A 17,331-nucleotide genomic window follows, 5' to 3' on the forward strand; every position below is an offset into this window, starting at 1 on the left:
ACGCCCCTCGCGCCGTCCGGGGCGTGCGGGAGGCGCGGGCGCGGCCGCGTAGGATGGTCCCTCGATGGACGAGGACGAGTTCGAAGACTACGACCGAGAGGTCGAGCTCGCGTTGTACCGCGAGTACCGCGACGTGGTGTCGCAGTTCCGCTACGTGGTCGAGACGGAGCGGCGCTTCTACCTCGCGAACGAGGTGGAGCTCGTCCGGCGCGACACGGAGCACGACTTCTACTTCGAGCTGACGATGAGCGACGTGTGGGTGTGGGACGTCTACCGCTCCGACCGTTTCGTGAAGTCCGTCCGTGTGCTCACCTTCAAGGACGTCAACGTCGAGGAGCTCACCACCCGCGACCTCGAGCTCCCGAAGGAACTCGCGCTCGACGAGTAGCGCGTCCCTCCCCAGCCCGGGCTGGGTGCTCGTCGTCCCCACGACGTGACCGGGCTCCGTGGGCTCGCCCCGCGCCTCCGCCAGTCTCCTCGCAGGAGGTCGACATGGCGGAGAAGGACGAACTGGGGCGGCGCGGCGAAGACGTGGCCGCCGAGTGGTGCGAGGCACAGGGGCTGCGGGTGGTCGACCGCAACTGGCGGTGCCGTGAGGGCGAGATCGACCTGGTCGCGCTCGACGGCGACGAGGTGGTCGTCGTGGAGGTCAAGACCCGCTCGGGCACGGGCTGGGGCACGGCCCTGGAGGCGGTGACGCCGCAGAAGCTCGCCCGGCTTCGACGTCTGGCGGGGGCGTGGTGCCAGGAGCACCCGGGGGTGGGCCACGGCGTCCGCATCGACGTCGTCGGCATCACGGTCGAGCGGTGCCGCGGGCACGAGCGCATCGAGCACGTGCGCGGGGCCGGCTCGTGAGCATGGGGCGCACCCGGGCGGTCTCCCTGCTCGGGCTCGACGGCGCGGTGGTCGAGGTCGAGGCCGACCTCGGCCAGGGGCTGCCGGCCTTCATGATCATCGGGCTGCCCGACGCGTCGCTGGGGGAGGCCCGCGACCGCGTGCGGGCGGCGGCCTCGAACGCCGGGTGCCCGCTGCCCTCCCGCAAGCTCACGGTCAACCTGTCGCCGGCTTCGCTGCCGAAGCACGGGTCGTCGTTCGACCTGGCGATCGCGGTGGCGGCCCTCGCGGCGGCCGACCTCGTCGAGGCCGAGTCGGTCGCCCGGGTCGTGCACGTCGGCGAGCTGGGGCTCGACGGCAGGCTGCGGCCCGTCGACGGGGTCCTGCCGGCCGTCGTCGCGGCACGCCGGGCGGGCGCCGAGATCGTCATGGTGCCGGCCGACAACGCCGACGAAGCGTCGCTCGTGCCCGACGTCCGCGTCGTCGCCGTCGTCGGGCTCCGCGACGCGGCGATCTGGCACGGCGCCGACCTCGCACCCGAGCCGGCCGAGCCGCTCCGCCGGTCGACGGTGGCGGCCCCCGCGGGGGCAGTCCCCGAGCTCGCCGACGTCATCGGCAACTCCGACGCCGTCCAGGCGCTGGTGACGGCGGCCGCCGGCGGGCACCACCTGCTGATGGTCGGCCCGCCGGGGGCCGGCAAGAGCATGCTCGCCGCGCGCCTGCCCGGCCTGCTGCCCGACCTCGACCTCGAAGCGGCCCTCGAGGTCAGCTCGATCCGGTCGCTCTCGGGGCTGCCGGTCGGCAGCGAGCTCGAGCGACGACCGCCGTTCGAGAGCCCGCACCACACCTGCAGCGCGGCCGCGCTCGTCGGCGGCGGCAGCGGGGTCCTGCGCCCCGGGGCGGCGTCGCGGGCCAGCCGCGGCGTGCTCTTCCTCGACGAGGCGCCCGAGTTCGCGCAGACCGTGCTCGACTGCCTCCGCCAGCCGCTGGAGTCGGGCGAGACCGTCGTGCACCGGTCACGGGCGGTCGCGCGCTTCCCGGCCCGGTTCCAGCTCGTGGCCGCCGCGAACCCCTGCCCGTGCGGCCAGTGGGGCTCGCGCGAGGGGGAGTGCACCTGCTCGCCCCACCAGCGCCGGCGCTACCTCGCCAAGCTCTCCGGCCCGCTGGTCGACCGCATCGACGTGCAGCTGCGCGTGGCACGGATCAGCTCGGCGCAGTTCCGCCTCGCCGAGACCACGGACGTGCTCACCACGGCCCAGGCGAAGGAGGTGGTCGAGGAGGCGCGGGCGAGGGCCCGGCACCGGCTGGCCGGCACGCCGTGGCGCCTGAGCTCGGAGGTGCCGGGCGCCTGGCTCCGGGGCGCCGGCCGCCGGCTGGCCGTCGCCGACTCGGCACCGATCGACCGGGCGCTCGAGACCGGGGCCCTGACCATGCGGGGCTACGACCGGGTGCTCCGCCTGGCCTGGACCCTCGCCGACCTCGACGGGGTCGGCCGGCCCGGCCGGGGCCAGGTCGCCCGGGCGCTCGGGCTGCGGCGGTCGCTGTGAGGGCGCTGCTCGACGCCTCCCGCGACGACCTCGCGCGGCTGGTCCGGCCCGCCCGGGCCTGGGTGCCCGGGGGCGACTCCGACGAGGCGGGCCTCGACGTCTTCGCCCGCGCCGCCTGGTCGGGCATCGCGGAGCCGGGCGACGTCGTCGCGGGCCTCGCCCGCCGGGGCCTCGGGCCCGCCGTCGCCCTGAGGCTCGCCGTCGAGTCCGTCGTGGAGCGGAGCGGCGGCGGGGCCGGGCGCGGTCTCGAGACCGCGCTCCGCGACTCCCCGGCGGGCGACGACCTCGGTCGGTTCTCGGTCGACGCGGCCCTGCGACGCTGGGCCCCGCGGCTCCAGCGGTGGCGCGCCGAGGCGTCGCTGCGCGCCGCGGAGGCCCTCGACATCCGCCTGCTCGTGCCGGGCGATCCCGGGTGGCCCGCCGAGCTCGACGAGCTTGGCGACCACGCCCCCGCGGTGCTGTGGCTGCGCGGCGCGGGAGACCTGCCCGCCCCGGCCGCGTCGGTCGCCGTGGTGGGGGCGCGGGCGGCGACGTCGTACGGCGAGACGGTCGCCGCCGACCTCGGCAGCGGCCTCTCCGACCGGGGGCTGACCGTCGTCTCCGGCGGGGCCTACGGCATCGACGGCTCGGCCCACCGTGCGGCCCTCGCGGCCGAGGCCCCGACCGTGGCGGTGATGGCCGGCGGGGCCGACCGCTTCTACCCCGCCGGGCACGACGAGCTCCTCCGCCGGGTCGTGCGGACGGGCCTCCTCGTCGCGGAGGCGCCCTGCGGCACGACGCCGTCCCGCTGGAGGTTCCTGCAGCGCAACAGGCTCATCGCCTGCCTCACGGCGGCGACCGTGGTCGTCGAGGCCGGCCGGCGCTCGGGCTCGCTCAACACCGCCGGCCACGCGCAGGTGCTCGGGCGCCCGGTCGGCGCCGTGCCCGGCCCCGTCTCGTCGCCGTCGTCGGCGGGCTGCCACGCGTTGATCCGCTCGGGGCTCGCCGCCTGCGTCACGGGCGTCGACGACGTCCTCGAGCTCGTGGGCCCGATCGGGCGTGGCGTGTCGACAGGTCACGGCGCGGGAGGCGCGGGTCCGGCCCCGCAGGTCGTCGACCCCCGCGTCGTCCGCGTCCAGGACGCCCTCAGCCCCCGCGTCGAGCGCACGACCGACGAGGTCGCGGCGGCCTCGGGGCTCGGCGCCGACACGGTACGGGGCCTCCTCGCCGAGATGGAGGTCGACGGCCTGGTCGTCGCCGGGCCCGCGGGGTGGCGGAGGAGGGGCCGCGCGCGTGGGTAGCCTGGCGCCGTGACGACGACGAGACGCGCGGCGGGCCCTGGCGGGGCGGGGCGCCCGTGACGGCCCTGCGCGTCGACGTCGACGCCTTCGTCGAGCACCTGCGGCACGCGCGGGGGCTGAGCGAGAACACCCTCCGCTCGTACCTCTCCGACCTCGCCGACCTGCTCGCGGTCGCCGGACAGCGGCTGGGCCGCGAACCTCAGACCGCCGACGTCGACCTCGAGCTGCTCCGCGACTGGCTCTGGCGCGGCACCGAGGCCGGCCTCGCGCGCACCACCCTCGCCCGTCGGTCGGCCAGCGCCCGGGCCCTGACGCGGTGGCTGGAGGAGACCGGGCGCACCGGGGTCGACGTCGGACTCCGGCTCCGCGCCCCCAAGGCGGAGAGCCACCTGCCCCGCGTGCTGACGACCGCGCAGACCGAGTCCGTGCTGACGTCGCTCGCCGTCCGGGCCGAGGCCGACGACGCCGTGGCGGGGCGCGACCTCGCGGTCGTCGAACTGCTCTACGGCTCGGCGCTGCGCGTCTCCGAGCTCGTCGGGGCCGACGTCGGCGACGTCGACCTGGACCGCCTCACCGTCCGCGTCACCGGCAAGGGCTCGCGTCAGAGGGTCGTCCCCTTCGGGGTCCCCGCGGCGGAGGCGCTGCACCGGTACCTCACGCGGTCCCGGCCCGTCCTCGCGGCCCGCGCCGTCGCCCGCGCCGGGGCCGGAGCAGGAGCGGGAGCCGGACCAGCCGCCAGCGCCGGGCCCGCGCGCGACGCCTTCTTCCTCGGCGCGACCGGTGGCCGGCTCGGCACCCGCGCGGTGCACCGCCTGGTGTCCGGCCTGCTGGCCGACCTGCCGGGCAGCGGCCCGTCGGGCCCCCACGCCCTCCGGCACACGGCGGCGACCCACCTGCTCGACGGGGGCGCCGACCTCCGTGCCGTGCAGGAGATGCTCGGCCACGCCAGCCTGGGCACCACGCAGATCTACACGCACGTCTCGACCGAGCGACTCCGCGAGAGCTACCGGACGGCCCACCCCCGCGCCTGACCGACCCGGCGGCCTCAGCCCGTCACCTCGTCGTGGCGGGTCGGCAGCAGGACGCTGGCCCGGCCGAGGCCCAGCATCATCAGCGGTGAGACGTACTCGCCGTCGATCCGCGCGCCCAGGTGGACGCACGAGGCGGCGCAGCCGTGGCCGGGCTCGAGCACCCCGACGGCCTGGCCCCGCTGCACGACGTCGCCGGCGCGCAGCTCCGTGCTCACGGGCTCCATGCTGCTCAGGGTGCCGTCTCCGTGCCGGAGCGACAGCACGGGGCGGTCGACGACCGTCCCGGCGAAGTGCACCACCCCGTCGTCCGGGGCCGACACCGCGCCTCCCTCGGGCATCGCGAGGTCGACGCCCCGGTGCCCGGGCGACCACCGGTGCTCGGGGGCGACGAACGGGCGGAGCACGAGGTGCGGCTCGGGCACCGGCCACGACCACGGGACGGCCGGGCCGGGCCGTGCCTCGGCTGCGACCGGCCCGACGGGACCGCCGTCGAGGAGGAGGACCGCCAGGACAGCGGCCGTGACGGCGACGCCCCGGCCGACTCGTGCCGCCCCCGGGTCAGGCGACAGGTGTCGGACGACGGAGGGACGAGGGGTGGCTGCGCCGGTCTGCATGCACAGATCGTGCACGACGTGCGCGGATTCACAGCGAGGCGTAGGGTCCCTCTGTGCACGAACACCCGGTGCACGACGATGTCGGGGGAGTGTGGTCACGAGCCCGCCCTCCGTGGATTTAAGGAGAACCGTGTCGAACTCGGCGCAATCGTCAGCAACAGAGAAGAAGCTGAACAGGCGGGTGACGGCTCTCGCGATCGCCGCGGCCGTGGGTGGCTTCCTCTTCGGATTCGACTCGTCCGTCATCAACGGCGCGGTCTCCAGCATCACCGACGAGTTCGGCCTGACGGAGTTCGCCTCCGGCTTCGCCGTCGCCTCGGCGCTGATCGGCTGTGCGATCGGCGCGTACGTCGCCGGCCGCCTCGCCGACAAGATGGGCCGCATCAAGGTGATGCTCATCGGCGCCGCGCTCTTCCTGATCAGCTCGCTCGGCGCCGCCTTCGCGTTCGCCGTCTGGGACCTCGTGCTCTGGCGCGTCATCGGCGGCCTCGGCATCGGCATCGCCTCCGTGATCGCCCCGGCCTACATCTCCGAGGTGTCGCCGAAGGCCATCCGCGGTCGTCTCGCCTCGTTCCAGCAGCTCGCCATCACGCTCGGCATCTTCGTCGCCCTGCTCTCCGACCAGCTCTTCGCGGTCACCGCGGGCGGCGCCTCCGAGCCCTCCCTCTTCGGCCTCGCCGCCTGGCGCTGGATGTTCCTCGTCGGCATCGTGCCCTCGGTCGTCTACGGCGTGCTCGCCCTCCGCTTGCCGGAGTCGCCCCGCTACCTGGCCGGTGAGGGCCGCGAGGACGAGGCCAAGACCGTCCTGAAGGGCATCGTCCCCGCGGAGACCGTCGACACGAGCCTCAAGGAGATCACCGACTCGATCAAGACCGAGGCGGAGCTGGAGAAGAAGTCGAGCATCCGCGGCGACCGCTTCGGCCTGCAGCCCATCGTCTGGGTCGGCATCATCCTCGCCGTGCTGCAGCAGTTCGTCGGCATCAACGTGATCTTCTACTACTCGACCACCCTGTGGCAGGCCGTCGGCTTCCAGGAGAGCGACTCCTTCACGATCTCGACGATCACCTCGATCGTCAACGTGGTCGTCACGTTCGTCGCCATCGGCCTCGTCGACAAGGTCGGCCGTCGACCGCTGCTGCTCATCGGCTCCGTGGGCATGTTCCTCAGCCTCGCCGTCACCGCCCTCGCCTTCAGCCAGTCCGTGCCCGGCGACGGCGGCGACCCGCAGCTGCCCGGCGCCTGGGGCCCCGTCGCGCTCGTGGCCGCCAACCTCTTCGTGGTCTCGTTCGGCGCCACCTGGGGCCCGCTCATGTGGGTCCTGCTCGGCGAGATGTTCCCCAACAGCATCCGCGCCACCGCGCTCGGCGTCGGCAGCGCCGCCAACTGGATCGCGAACTTCATCGTCACGGTCTCGTTCCCGTCGCTCGCCGCGGTCAGCCTCACGCTGTCGTACGGCATCTTCGCCGCCTTCGCCCTCATCTCGTTCTTCTTCGTGCTCGCGAAGATCCCCGAGACGAAGGGCCGCAGCCTGGAGGAGATGGGCATCTCCGCCGTCGAGGGCGGCACCGCGAAGGGCGCCTCGGGCGCTCGCCGCTGACGTCGCCGCACCCTCGTCGAGAACGCCCCGTCCGCTCGTCGGACGGGGCGTTCTCGCTCGGCGGGAGGGGGAGCGCCGGCGCTGGCCCGCGCCTCCGTCGGCACCTCCTGCCCGTCCTCCGTCGGTGCTACGATGAGCACGCAGTCTGCCTCGCAGACTGACTTCGCGTGCCCGTGCGTCCATGACGCACCGTCCCCGAGCAGCCTCCCTCACGGTCGGCCGCTCACGGACGACACCGGCCTCCACCCCCACTCGGTCCGTCACGCACCACCGGCACGTCAGTGCCACGGTGCCGACGGCGGGGGCGTGCCCGGGCACCAGGCAGGGGCGACCGACCGGTCGCCCGGACGAACCGACACCGGCACGCCTCCGCGCGTGCCACGAAAGAGGAGAACGACCATGGCCGTCGTCACCATCCGCCAGCTGCTCGACAGCGGCGTCCACTTCGGACACCAGACCCGCCGCTGGAACCCGAAGGTGAAGCGATTCATCCTCGCCGAGCGCTCCGGCATCCACATCATCGACCTCCAGCAGTCGCTCGGCTACATCGACAAGGCGTACGACTTCGTCAAGGAGACGGTCGCCCACGGCGGCACCATCCTCTTCGTCGGCACGAAGAAGCAGGCTCAGGGCTCCATCGCCGAGCAGGCGAACCGCGTCGGCCAGCCCTTCGTGAACCAGCGCTGGCTCGGTGGCCTCCTGACCAACTTCCAGACGGTCTCGAAGCGCCTCGCCCGCATGAAGGAGCTCGAGGACATCGACTTCGACGACACCACGCAGGGCTTCACCAAGAAGGAACTGCTGATCAAGAAGCGCGAGCTCGACAAGCTGCACAAGACGCTCGGCGGGATCCGCAACCTGACGAAGACGCCGTCGGCCCTCTGGGTCGTCGACACCAAGAAGGAGCACCTCGCGATCGACGAGGCCAAGAAGCTGGGCATCCCGGTCATCGGCATCCTCGACACGAACTGCGACCCCGACGAGATCAACTTCCCGATCCCCGGCAACGACGACGCCATCCGCTCCGTCGGCCTGCTGACCCGCATCGTCGCCGACGCCGCCGCCGAGGGCCTGGTGCAGCGTCACCAGAAGCCCGAGGACGCCGACGCTCCCGTCGAGCCCCTCGCCGAGTGGGAGGCCGAGCTGCTCGCGCAGGGCGAGGCCAAGGCCGCCGACGCCGCCGCCGAGGCCCCCGCGGCCGAGTCGCTCCCCGTCGCGGAGAACGACGCCGACGCTCAGGTCGCCGAGAAGCCCCTGGGCGAGCCGGTCGTCGAGCCCGTCGCCGAGGCCACCGAGGCCACGGCTGCCGAGCCGGCCGACGCCGACGCCAAGTAGTCCTCCCCCCTTCCGACTCCACGAAAGGAAGCCAGCCAATGGCCAACTTCACCGCAGCTGACGTCAAGACCCTCCGTGACCGCCTGGGCGCGGGCATGATGGACAGCAAGAACGCCCTCGTCGAGGCGGACGGCGACCTCGAGAAGGCCGTCGAGATCCTCCGCGTCAAGGGGCTCAAGGGCGTCGCCAAGCGCGAGGGTCGCCAGACCACCGCCGGGCTCGTCGCCGCCAAGGCCTCCTCGGGCTACGCCACGATCATCGAGCTCGCCAGCGAGACCGACTTCGTCGCGAAGAACGAGAAGTTCATCGCCCTCGCCGACTCCGTGCTCGAGGCCGTCTCGGCCGCCGGCGCGAAGGACGCCGCCGAGGGCAACGCCGCGGCGATCGGCGGCCAGACCGTCGAGGCCTTCGTCAACGACGAGGCCGCGCTGATGGGCGAGAAGGTCGAACTGCGCACCGTCTCGCACATCGAGGGCGACGAGTTCGCGATCTACCTGCACAAGACCTCGAAGGACCTGCCCCCGCAGGTCGGCGTGGTCGTGGGCTACACGGGCTCCGACGCCGAGACGGCCCGCTCGGTCGCCCAGCACATCGCCTTCGCCGCGCCGACGTACCTGTCGCGCGACGAGGTCCCCGCCGACCAGGTCGCCAAGGAGCGCGCCATCGTCGAGGAGACCGCGAAGAACGAGGGCAAGCCCGAGGCCGCCCTGCCGAAGATCATCGAGGGTCGCCTCACCGGCTTCTTCAAGGAGATCGCCCTACTCGACCAGGCCTACGCGAAGGACAACAAGCTGTCCGTCGCCAAGGTCGTGGAGCAGGCCGGCATCGAGATCAAGGGCTTCGCCCGGGTCAAGGTCGGCGCCTAGCAACACCCTGACGGGGCCTGAGACGAACGCGTCTCAGGCCCCGTCGCCGTGTCCGCGGCCCCTCACGGCGGGGGAGGCGCGGCCGGCCGACGCGGTCCGGCACGCCCGCCGCGACTCGCTACCCTGGCTACGGCCACGACACGAGGGAGAACTCGCATGACGACAGGAACAACCAGACGACGCCGCGTCCTCCTCAAGCTCTCGGGCGAGGCGTTCGGCGGGGGCCAGCTCGGCGTGAACCCCGACGTGGTCGGCGGCATCGCCCGCGAGATCGCCGAGGCGGCGGCCGACGTCGAGATCGCCGTCGTGGTCGGCGGCGGCAACTTCTTCCGCGGCGCGGAGCTCAGCCAGCGGGGCATGGACCGCGGCCGTGCCGACTACATGGGCATGCTCGGCACGGTCATGAACGCGCTCGCCCTGCAGGACTTCATCGAGAAGGCCGGGGCCGCCACGCGCGTCCAGTCGGCCATCGCCATGACCCAGGTCGCGGAGCCCTACATCCCGCGCCGTGCGGAGCGGCACCTCGAGAAGGGCCGCGTCGTCATCTTCGGCGCCGGCGCCGGCCTGCCCTACTTCTCCACCGACACCGTGTCGGCCCAGCGTGCGCTCGAGATCGGCGCCGACGAGGTCCTCGTCGCGAAGAACGGCGTCGACGGCGTCTACTCCGCCGACCCGCGCACCGACCCCGACGCCGTGAAGCTCGAGACGCTGACCTACCAGGAGGCCCTCGTCCAGGGCCTCAAGGTGGTCGACTCGACCGCCTTCAGCCTCTGCATGGACAACGGCATGCCGATGCACGTCTTCGGCATGGAGGGCTCCGGCAACATCGCCCGGGCCATCCGGGGCGAGCGCATCGGAACTCTCGTCAGCAACTGACGACTAAGCTCGACGACGAACCAAGGGAGCATTGTGGCGATCACTGACGTACTGACCGAGACGCGCGAGAAGATGGAGCGGGCCCTGGAGTCCGCCAAGACCGACTTCGGTCAGGTCCGCACCGGGCGCATCAACCCGGCGCTCTTCCAGAAGATCCCCGTCGACTACTACGGCACCCCGACGCCGCTGGCCCAGCTGGCCTCGCTGCAGGTGCCCGAGGCGCGCACGATGATCGTGACGCCCTACGACAAGTCGGCCCTGAAGGAGATCGAGAAGGCCATCGCGACCTTCCCGAACCTCGGTGCCAGCCCCACCAACGACGGCACGCTCGTCCGCGTCACCATCCCCGAGCTGACGCAGGAGCGCCGCAAGGAGTTCGTGAAGATCGTCCGCGGCAAGGGCGAGGACGCCAAGGTGCAGATCCGCAACATCCGTCGCACCTCGAAGACCGACCTCGACGCGCTGAAGACCGAGGTCGGCGACGACGAGGTCGCGCGGGCCGAGAAGGAGCTCGAGTCCGTCACCAAGGGCTACATCGACTCGATCGACGACGCGCTGAAGAAGAAGGAAGCCGAGCTGCTCGAGGTCTAGATGAGCGACGCTCCCGACGGCCCCCGCCCCGACGAGTCGGCGCCGAACCCCAAGACCACCCTCGGCAGCCGTCGCGCCGACTTCGACGCCCGGGCCCAGGCCGCTCGTCACGACATCGAGAACCAGCTCCGTGCGCGACGCGCGCAGCTCGGTGCCCGCAACGAGGTCCTGACCGCGAAGACGGGGCGCAACCTGCCGGCGGCGATCGGGGTCGGGGTCGGTCTCGGCGGGGCCGTCCTGGTGAGCCTGATCTTCCAGCCCGCGTTCTTCATGATCGTGGCGGGGGCGCTCATCGCGTCGCTCTGCTTCGAGCTGACCAGTGCGCTGAGGTTCGCGGGGCGCGACGTCCCGCGTCTGCCGAGCGTGCTGTCGGGCCTCGCCATCGTCCCTGCCGCCTTCTACGGCGGCGCCTCCGGGCAGTGGCTGGCGCTCCTCGCGGGCGTCGCGGTCATCTCGCTCTGGCGGCTCGTCGAGCTCGCGCGGCCCTCGCACCGGAAGCCCGCCTCCGTCGTCCTCCGCGACATCGGGGCCGGGGCGTTCGTGCAGATCTACTGCGCCTTCCTCGGCAGCTTCATGGTCCTGCTCGCTGCCCAGCCGAACGGGGCGAACTGGACCCTCTCGGCCCTGATCATCGTGATCGCGGTCGACACGGGCGCCTACGCCACGGGGCTCAACTTCGGCAAGCACCCGATGGCGCCGCGCATCAGCCCGAAGAAGACCTGGGAGGGCTTCGCTGGCTCGGTGGCGGCCAGCCTGATCGCCGCCGTGCTGACCTCGTGGCTCCTGCTCGACATGCCCTGGTACTTCGGCTTCCTCCTCGGCGGCCTCATCATCGCCACGGCCACGGTCGGCGACCTCTCCGAGTCGCTCATCAAGCGCGACCTCGGCATCAAGGACATCTCGACCTGGCTGCCGGGCCACGGCGGCTTCCTCGACCGGCTCGACAGCACGCTGCCGTCGGCCGTGGTCGCCTACGCGCTGTACCTGATCTTCGTCTGACGCCGTGCCGTCGCCCGGCCCGGCCTTCCCGGGTCGAGCGGGGGCGATGCGGCATGATGGGGCGCGTGAGCACAACCTTCCCCCTCGCGCCCAAGGGCCAGCGGGGCTACGACGAGTCCGAGGTCGACGCCTTCCTGGCGGAGGCACGTGCCGCGTACGCTGCGGCGCCGGGGGAGGGCGACGTCGACTCGGCACGCATCCGGCGCACCGCGTTCGCGATGACCAAGGGCGGCTACTCGACCGCTCACGTCGACGCTGCCCTGGAGCGGCTCGAGGACGCCTTCGCCTCGCGGGAGCGCGAGCGGGCCAGGACGACGCGCGGCGACGACTCCTGGCTCGGTGACGCCCGGTCGACGGCGGAGGAGATCGTCGCCCGCCTCGACCGACCGCAGGGGCACCGCTTCGACCGGGTCAGCATCTTCACCCCCGGATACCACCGCGGCGACGTCGACCGGCTCGCGCGCCGACTGCAGGGGTACTTCAGCGACGGGCGGGCGCTGAGCATCGACGACGTGCGCGGGGCGGTGTTCCGGCCGCAGCGGGGCGGGTACCGCGAGGCGCAGGTCGACCTCGTGCTCGACGCGGTGGTCGACGTCATGCTGGCCGTCCGCTGACGCACTGACGGCCTGACGGTCGCGAGCTCCGACGCCGTGGCGTCGCCGCGAGCCGGCGACACGCGCCGAGGCCCTAGCCGTGCCGTGATCGATCCGTTACCCTGGACGGACTCATGGGCAGGCACTCAGCGACTCCGACCCCCGGCACGACTCCTCGAGATCACCCGGTCGTGGTCTTCCGACCCCGCACGGTGCACCGCAGGCTCCCCGCCTCGGTCGTCCCGGCCTCGATCGCCCGGGCCCAGGCCGGGGCCTCGACGTCCGTGGCCGCCCGTCCGGCGCCCCGCCGCCACGTGGTCCTGCCGATGATCGGCTTCTGCGCGACGGCCGCCTTCATCGGCGCCTCGCTCGTGAACCCGCTCGCCGGGGCCGAGGCCGCGACGACGACCCCCGCGGCCGCCGCGGCGCTGACCGCGCCTGGGCAGACCGTCACGGTGGCCAGCGGCGTCGTCACGACCGCCGACCGCGACTCCTACGGGGTCACCGTCCCGCCGCCGCCCCCGCCGCCCGAGCCGGAGCCCGTCGCCGAGGCGACGGCCGACGCGTCGGCCGCGTCGTCCGGCACGGGTGCCGCCGCCGCGGCGAAGAAGCCCAGCACCGGTTCGGCCCCCGTCGCCGGCACTCCCGACCCGGGCAGCGCCAAGGCGGTCGCCGCCGACCTCGTGGCCTCCCGCGGGTGGGGCAGCGACCAGTACGACTGCCTCGTCTCCCTCTGGAACAAGGAGTCCGGCTGGAACGTCTACGCGGCCAACCGCTCCAGCGGCGCCTACGGCATCCCCCAGGCTCTCCCCGGCAGCAAGATGGCCTCGGTCGGCGCCGACTGGCAGACCAACCCCGCCACCCAGATCACATGGGGCCTGAACTACATCCAGGGGCGCTACGGCAACCCCTGCGGTGCCTGGGGCCACTCGCAGTCGGTCAACTGGTATTGAGCCCGGGCACGACGGCAGCCTGACGCCACGACGGCGCTCCCGCGACAGCGGGGGCGCCGTCGTCGTCGTGGGGCGCCGGACCGAGCAGGCCGCGACCCGGACGCGGGCAGGCCGCTGCGCCGCCGGTACGCTGGTCGACATGCCCCGCAGCAACCGACCGCGCCGTCCCCGCGACCGGACCCCGGGCACCGACAGCGACTCCCACGACATCAGCCGCGCCCTCTTCGGTGGGCCGCGGGTCGAGACCCGGCACGGTCGCGACTACACGGTGCAGGCCATCTCGGCCGCCGCTGCGGTCAAGGAGTACACCTGCCCCGGCTGCTCGCTGGTCATCGCCCCCGCCACCCCGCACGTCGTCGCCTGGCGGGCCGACGGCATCTTCGGCGAGGCGAACGACCTCGCCGGCCGCCGACACTGGCACACGCACTGCTGGAGGATCTCGTGAGCACCCCCGACCCCGCCCCCGTCGAGATCCGCGGAGGCGTCGAGCTCCCCGCGCGTCGCCACGACGTCGAGCTCACGACCGACGACGGGCTGACCCTCGTCGGCGAGCTGGCCCTGCCGCTCGACCGTGAGCCGGTGGCCACGATCGTCGCCCTGCACCCGCTGCCGACGGCGGGGGGCTTCATGGACTCGCACGTGCTCCGCAAGGCCGCGGGGCGCCTCCCCGCCCTCGCCGACGTGGCCGTGCTCCGCTTCAACTTCCGAGGCGTCTCGTCGCCGCGGGGCCGCTCCGAGGGCGAGTTCGGCGAGGGCGTCGCCGAGGCGGCCGACCTCCGCGCCGCCGTCCGCTTCGTCGCCGAGCAGGGCCTGCCCACCCCGTGGCTGGTCGGCTGGTCGTTCGGCACGGAGGTGGCGCTCATGCACGGCACCGAGGTCGACGTGGCGGGCCTGCTGCTGCTGTCACCGCCCCTCCACCGGGCCACGGTCGACCACCTGCGCGCCTGGAACGCGTCCGAGGTGCCGATCGTCGCGGTCGTGCCCGAGCTCGACGACTACCTCCGCCCCGAGGAGGCGCGGAGCCGGTTCGCGGTCGTGCCGCGCCTCGAGGTGGTCGCGGTCGAGGGGGGCAAGCACCTCTGGGTCGGCGAGAAGCAGACCACCCGCGTGCTGACCGAGATCGTCGCGCGCGTGGCGCCCGCGGCCCTGCCGCTGCCGACGACCTGGCCCGCGGGCTGACCCGCGGGCGACCCGGTCGCTAGAGGGCGTCCTGGCGGGGCACGACGACCTCGCGGATGATGAGCAGGACGGACGCGGCGACCGGGATGGCGATGAGCGCGCCGAGCACGCCGAGGAGCGTGCCGCCGGTCAGGGCCGCGATGACCACGATGACGCCGGGCACGTGCACGGCGCGCCGCATGATGCGGGGGCTGAGCACATAGGCCTCGACCTGCATGTAGACGATGTACCAGATCGCCGCGGTGATCCAGGTCGAGGGCGACTGCGGGAGCAGGGCGATCTGCGCGAGCACGATGATCGCCGAGCCGCTGATCGTGCCGACCAGCGGGATGATCGAGCCGAGGAAGGCGATGAAGGCGAAGACCGCCGGCTGCTGGGCCCCGATGACGCTGAGGAAGACGAAGCTCACGATGCCGTTGATGGCGGCGAGCGTGAACTGCCCGATGACGTAGCGCCCCACGGAGGTGCTGATCTGCTCCGCGATGTCGGCGAACTTCGGACGCTTCGACGCGGGCACGAGCCTGTAGAGGCCCCGCTTGAAGGTGTTGATCGACGACGTGAAGTAGAGCGTCAGGATGAGCACGACGACGGTGGCGAACACTCCGTTGCCGATCGCCACCCCGACGGCGAGCACGCCGCCGCCGATGGTCAGGACGTTGTCGGGGTTGGTGAGGAAGTCGACGAGGGCGTCGAGGCCGTCCTGCACGTCGATGACGTTCTGCGGCACGAGCGACTGGAGGTTGTCGACGAACTGCTGGGTCGTGACGCTCTGCAGGTACGTGACCAGGCTCGTTATCAGGGCGGTCGCCTGGCTGACGATGACCGGCACGATGGCGAACACGACGCCGACGAAGGCGCCGAGCACGGCCAGGAAGACGATGACGATCGCCAGCGACCGCGGCACGCGGCGGTTCTCGAGCCAGGAGACGATGGGGTCGAGCCCCAGCGCGATGAAGATGGCCGCGCCGACGTAGGTCAGCACCGTCGACAGCTCGCTGACCGCCCCGCCGATCACGAGCGCGACCAGGACGCCCAGGCCCGCCAGGAGTCCGAGGCGGAACGGGTTGTGGATCTTCACGGGGGTGCTCCTGTCGACGACGGTGGCACCGCTCACCGCGGTGCCGCCGACTGCCTACTCTGTCGTACCGGAGTCGTCACCGCCCGACGCCGTCCCGGCGAGGGCGCGGCGCAGGCCCTCGAGGTAGCTGGCCACCTCGTCGCGCTCGTCGCGCAGGGCCTCGAGCCGCGACTCCGCGTCGGTGACGAGGCCGCGCGACCGCTCCTCGGCGTCGGCGACGAGCCGCTCGGCCCGGGCCTCGGCCTCGCTGAGCGTCTCGTGGGCGGCGGCGTCGGCCTCGGAGCGCACGGTGCGCGAGTGCTCGGCGCTCGTGCGCTCGAGCTCGTCGGCCTCGCGGCGCGCCTCGACGGCTCGCTGCCGGGCCTCCTCGAGCTGCGCACCGGCCTCGTCGAGGTAGCCCTGGGTCTCGGCGACGGCGGCGTGGTGACGCTGCACGAGCTCTCGGTCGGTCTCGTCGCGCCGGGTGCGGAGCTCGACCTCGGCCGCGCTGCGCCGGGCCTCGAGCTCGCGCTCCAGCTCCGCCACGGCGTCGTCGCGCTCGGCCTCGAGCCGGGCGCGCACGGTCCGGGCCTCGTGGGCGAGGCGGACGCGCTGCGACTCCTCGTCGTCGACGAGACGGGCCTGGCTCTCGGCGACCTCGGCGTCGAGGTCGGCACGCGCGTTGGCGACCTCGACCTCGACCTGGGCGCGCAGCTCGGCCTCCTCCCGCTCGAGGCGCTCGCGCTGCTGCTCGACGTCGCGGGCCAGGCGGTCGCGCGTCTCGGTCGTGGTCCGCTCGATCTCCTCCCGGGCGGTGGCCGTGGCCAGGTCGACCTCGGCGGTGCGGGCGGCGAGCTCGACCGCGAGGGCCTCGCGCGCCTCCGCCACCTCGCGCTCGAGGCGCGCCCGGTCGGCGGCGACGTCGGCGAGGGCCTGCGCCCTGGCCGTCGCCACCTCGTGGGCGACGTCGGCGCGCGCGGCCTCGACCTCGCGCTCGAGCTCGGCGCGGCCGGTCGTCAGCTCGAGCTCGAGCTCGGCGCGGACGCGCGCGACGTCGGCGGCCAGGGCCGCCCGGGTCTCGGCCACGTCGCGGGCGAGGTCGGTGCGCGTGTTCTCGACGTCGTCGTCGAGCTCGGCACGGGCCGCGTCGATCTCTCGGGCGAGGTCGTCGCGCCGGGTCGTCACCTCGAGCTCGAGGTCGGCCCGGGTGGTCTCGTCGAGCCGGGCGAGCTCGGCCCGGACGGCTGCGCCCTCCCGGTCGAGGTCCGCCCGCTGGCGCTCGCTGTCGGCGACGAACTGCTCCCGGGCCTGCGCGGTGGTCCGGGCGAGCTCGGCGGCGCCGTCGCGGGCCGCGGCGACCTCCTGCTCGACGAGGGCCCGCAGCTCGGCGGCCTCGCGCTCGGCGGCGGAGAGCACGGCGGCGGCCTCGTGGCGCGCGGTCGAGACGTTCTCGGCGGCCTCGGTCGCCGCGGCGCCGCGCATGGCCGAGGAGTCGCGCTGGGCCTCCTGCAGGAGGGAGCGGGCCTCGCCCCGGGCGCGTGACACGAGGCGATCGCCCTCGGCCGTCGACTCGGCGACCTGCGCGGCGGCGCGGCCGCGGGCGTCGTCGAGGAGGGCCGTGCTGCGCTCCCGCGCGTCGTCGAGCACCCGGCGAGCCTCGTCGGAGGACGAGCGGCGCAGCTCCTCCGCGTCGATGTCGGCCTGGCTGACGAGGGCCGTGGCCTGCTCCTCGGCGAGGCGCAGCGTGCGCTCGAGCTTGCTGCCGAGGCCCGAGTAGGTGGGCGTGCCCGCCTCCTCCAGCTCGCGCTGCATCTCGTCGAGGCGCCCCTGCAGCTCCTTGAGGCGCCCGGCGGTGTCGGCGCGGTCGGTGTTCGCCTTGATCAGCTCGCGGCGGAGCTCGCCGAGCGCCTTGTCGACGTCGTCCTTCCGGTACCCCCGGAGCTCGGTGCCGAAGTCGGCGTCGTCAGCGGCCACTGTGT

18 protein-coding genes are annotated in these 17,331 nt (G+C 73.6%); 15 read left to right on the forward strand and 3 right to left on the reverse strand.

Features of this window, described 5'->3' with window-relative positions; translation table 11 throughout:
• Positions 1–64 precede the first annotated feature (64 nt).
• The 5 genes from FHR77_RS03515 (at position 65) to FHR77_RS03535 (ending at position 4,692) form a co-directional block, all read left to right on the forward strand.
• Complete coding sequence (locus FHR77_RS03515; protein ID WP_056053603.1) at positions 65–388, forward strand: DUF2469 domain-containing protein; 324 nt, start codon at positions 65–67, stop codon at positions 386–388.
• A 104-nt stretch (positions 389–492) separates the two neighbouring features.
• Positions 493–855, forward strand: a complete 363-nt coding sequence (locus tag FHR77_RS03520; protein ID WP_056053606.1) for a YraN family protein — start codon at positions 493–495, stop codon at positions 853–855.
• The gene (locus FHR77_RS03525) at positions 852–2,381 is read left to right on the forward strand and encodes a YifB family Mg chelatase-like AAA ATPase (RefSeq protein ID WP_167258853.1); all 1,530 of its coding nucleotides are present in this window, start codon (positions 852–854) and stop codon (positions 2,379–2,381) included. Before FHR77_RS03520 ends, FHR77_RS03525 begins: the two co-directional genes overlap by 4 nt.
• Complete coding sequence (dprA, locus tag FHR77_RS03530) at positions 2,378–3,661, forward strand: DNA-processing protein DprA (RefSeq protein WP_341777204.1); 1,284 nt, start codon at positions 2,378–2,380, stop codon at positions 3,659–3,661. Before FHR77_RS03525 ends, dprA begins: the two co-directional genes overlap by 4 nt.
• Positions 3,662–3,717: 56 nt before the next feature.
• On the forward strand, positions 3,718–4,692 hold the full coding sequence (locus FHR77_RS03535; protein ID WP_424955525.1) for a tyrosine recombinase XerC: 975 nt from the start codon (positions 3,718–3,720) through the stop codon (positions 4,690–4,692).
• A gap of 14 nt (positions 4,693–4,706) precedes the next feature.
• On the opposite strand, the gene FHR77_RS03540 is transcribed toward FHR77_RS03535, so the two are convergent.
• Positions 4,707–5,306, reverse strand: a complete 600-nt coding sequence (locus FHR77_RS03540) for a M23 family metallopeptidase (protein WP_167258854.1) — start codon at positions 5,304–5,306, stop codon at positions 4,707–4,709.
• Positions 5,307–5,436: 130 nt separating this feature from the next.
• On the opposite strand from FHR77_RS03540, the gene FHR77_RS03545 reads away from it, so the two are divergent.
• From FHR77_RS03545 to FHR77_RS03590, 10 genes are all read left to right on the forward strand, one after another.
• A complete protein-coding gene (locus tag FHR77_RS03545; protein WP_056053617.1) occupies positions 5,437–6,903 on the forward strand; it encodes a sugar porter family MFS transporter in 1,467 nt (488 codons plus the stop codon).
• A gap of 399 nt (positions 6,904–7,302) precedes the next feature.
• Positions 7,303–8,238, forward strand: a complete 936-nt coding sequence (gene rpsB, locus FHR77_RS03550; protein ID WP_056053623.1) for a 30S ribosomal protein S2 — start codon at positions 7,303–7,305, stop codon at positions 8,236–8,238.
• Positions 8,239–8,276: 38 nt separating this feature from the next.
• Positions 8,277–9,104, forward strand: coding sequence for a translation elongation factor Ts (gene tsf / locus FHR77_RS03555; protein ID WP_167258855.1), 828 nt, complete (start codon positions 8,277–8,279; stop codon positions 9,102–9,104).
• A gap of 156 nt (positions 9,105–9,260) precedes the next feature.
• A complete protein-coding gene (gene pyrH / locus FHR77_RS03560; RefSeq protein ID WP_167258856.1) occupies positions 9,261–9,980 on the forward strand; it encodes a UMP kinase in 720 nt (239 codons plus the stop codon).
• A gap of 72 nt (positions 9,981–10,052) precedes the next feature.
• Entirely contained in the window at positions 10,053–10,571 is a 519-nt protein-coding gene (gene frr / locus FHR77_RS03565) for a ribosome recycling factor (RefSeq protein WP_208380565.1), read from the forward strand.
• A complete protein-coding gene (locus FHR77_RS03570; protein ID WP_167258858.1) occupies positions 10,572–11,570 on the forward strand; it encodes a phosphatidate cytidylyltransferase in 999 nt (332 codons plus the stop codon).
• Positions 11,571–11,626: 56 nt separating this feature from the next.
• Positions 11,627–12,184, forward strand: coding sequence for a DivIVA domain-containing protein (locus FHR77_RS03575; RefSeq protein ID WP_167259438.1), 558 nt, complete (start codon positions 11,627–11,629; stop codon positions 12,182–12,184).
• Positions 12,185–12,354: 170 nt separating this feature from the next.
• Positions 12,355–13,116 carry an aggregation-promoting factor C-terminal-like domain-containing protein gene (locus tag FHR77_RS15875; RefSeq protein WP_341777205.1) on the forward strand — a complete coding sequence of 254 codons (762 nt, stop codon included), beginning with the start codon at positions 12,355–12,357 and terminating at the stop codon, positions 13,114–13,116.
• Between the two features lie 139 nt (positions 13,117–13,255).
• Positions 13,256–13,561 carry a hypothetical protein gene (locus FHR77_RS03585; RefSeq protein WP_167258859.1) on the forward strand — a complete coding sequence of 102 codons (306 nt, stop codon included), beginning with the start codon at positions 13,256–13,258 and terminating at the stop codon, positions 13,559–13,561.
• Positions 13,558–14,295, forward strand: coding sequence for an alpha/beta hydrolase (locus FHR77_RS03590; protein WP_341777206.1), 738 nt, complete (start codon positions 13,558–13,560; stop codon positions 14,293–14,295). Before FHR77_RS03585 ends, FHR77_RS03590 begins: the two co-directional genes overlap by 4 nt.
• A gap of 19 nt (positions 14,296–14,314) precedes the next feature.
• Here the strand turns inward: FHR77_RS03590 and FHR77_RS03595 are convergent, their stop codons facing one another.
• Both FHR77_RS03595 and FHR77_RS03600 read right to left on the reverse strand, forming a co-directional pair.
• Entirely contained in the window at positions 14,315–15,373 is a 1,059-nt protein-coding gene (locus FHR77_RS03595; RefSeq protein ID WP_167258860.1) for an AI-2E family transporter, read from the reverse strand.
• A gap of 54 nt (positions 15,374–15,427) precedes the next feature.
• Positions 15,428–17,326, reverse strand: coding sequence for a coiled-coil domain-containing protein (locus FHR77_RS03600; RefSeq protein WP_167258861.1), 1,899 nt, complete (start codon positions 17,324–17,326; stop codon positions 15,428–15,430).
• Positions 17,327–17,331 lie beyond the last annotated feature (5 nt).

Origin of the sequence: Frigoribacterium endophyticum (genome assembly GCF_011759585.1) — a bacterium.
GTDB classification, from domain to species: domain Bacteria; phylum Actinomycetota; class Actinomycetes; order Actinomycetales; family Microbacteriaceae; genus Frigoribacterium; species Frigoribacterium endophyticum.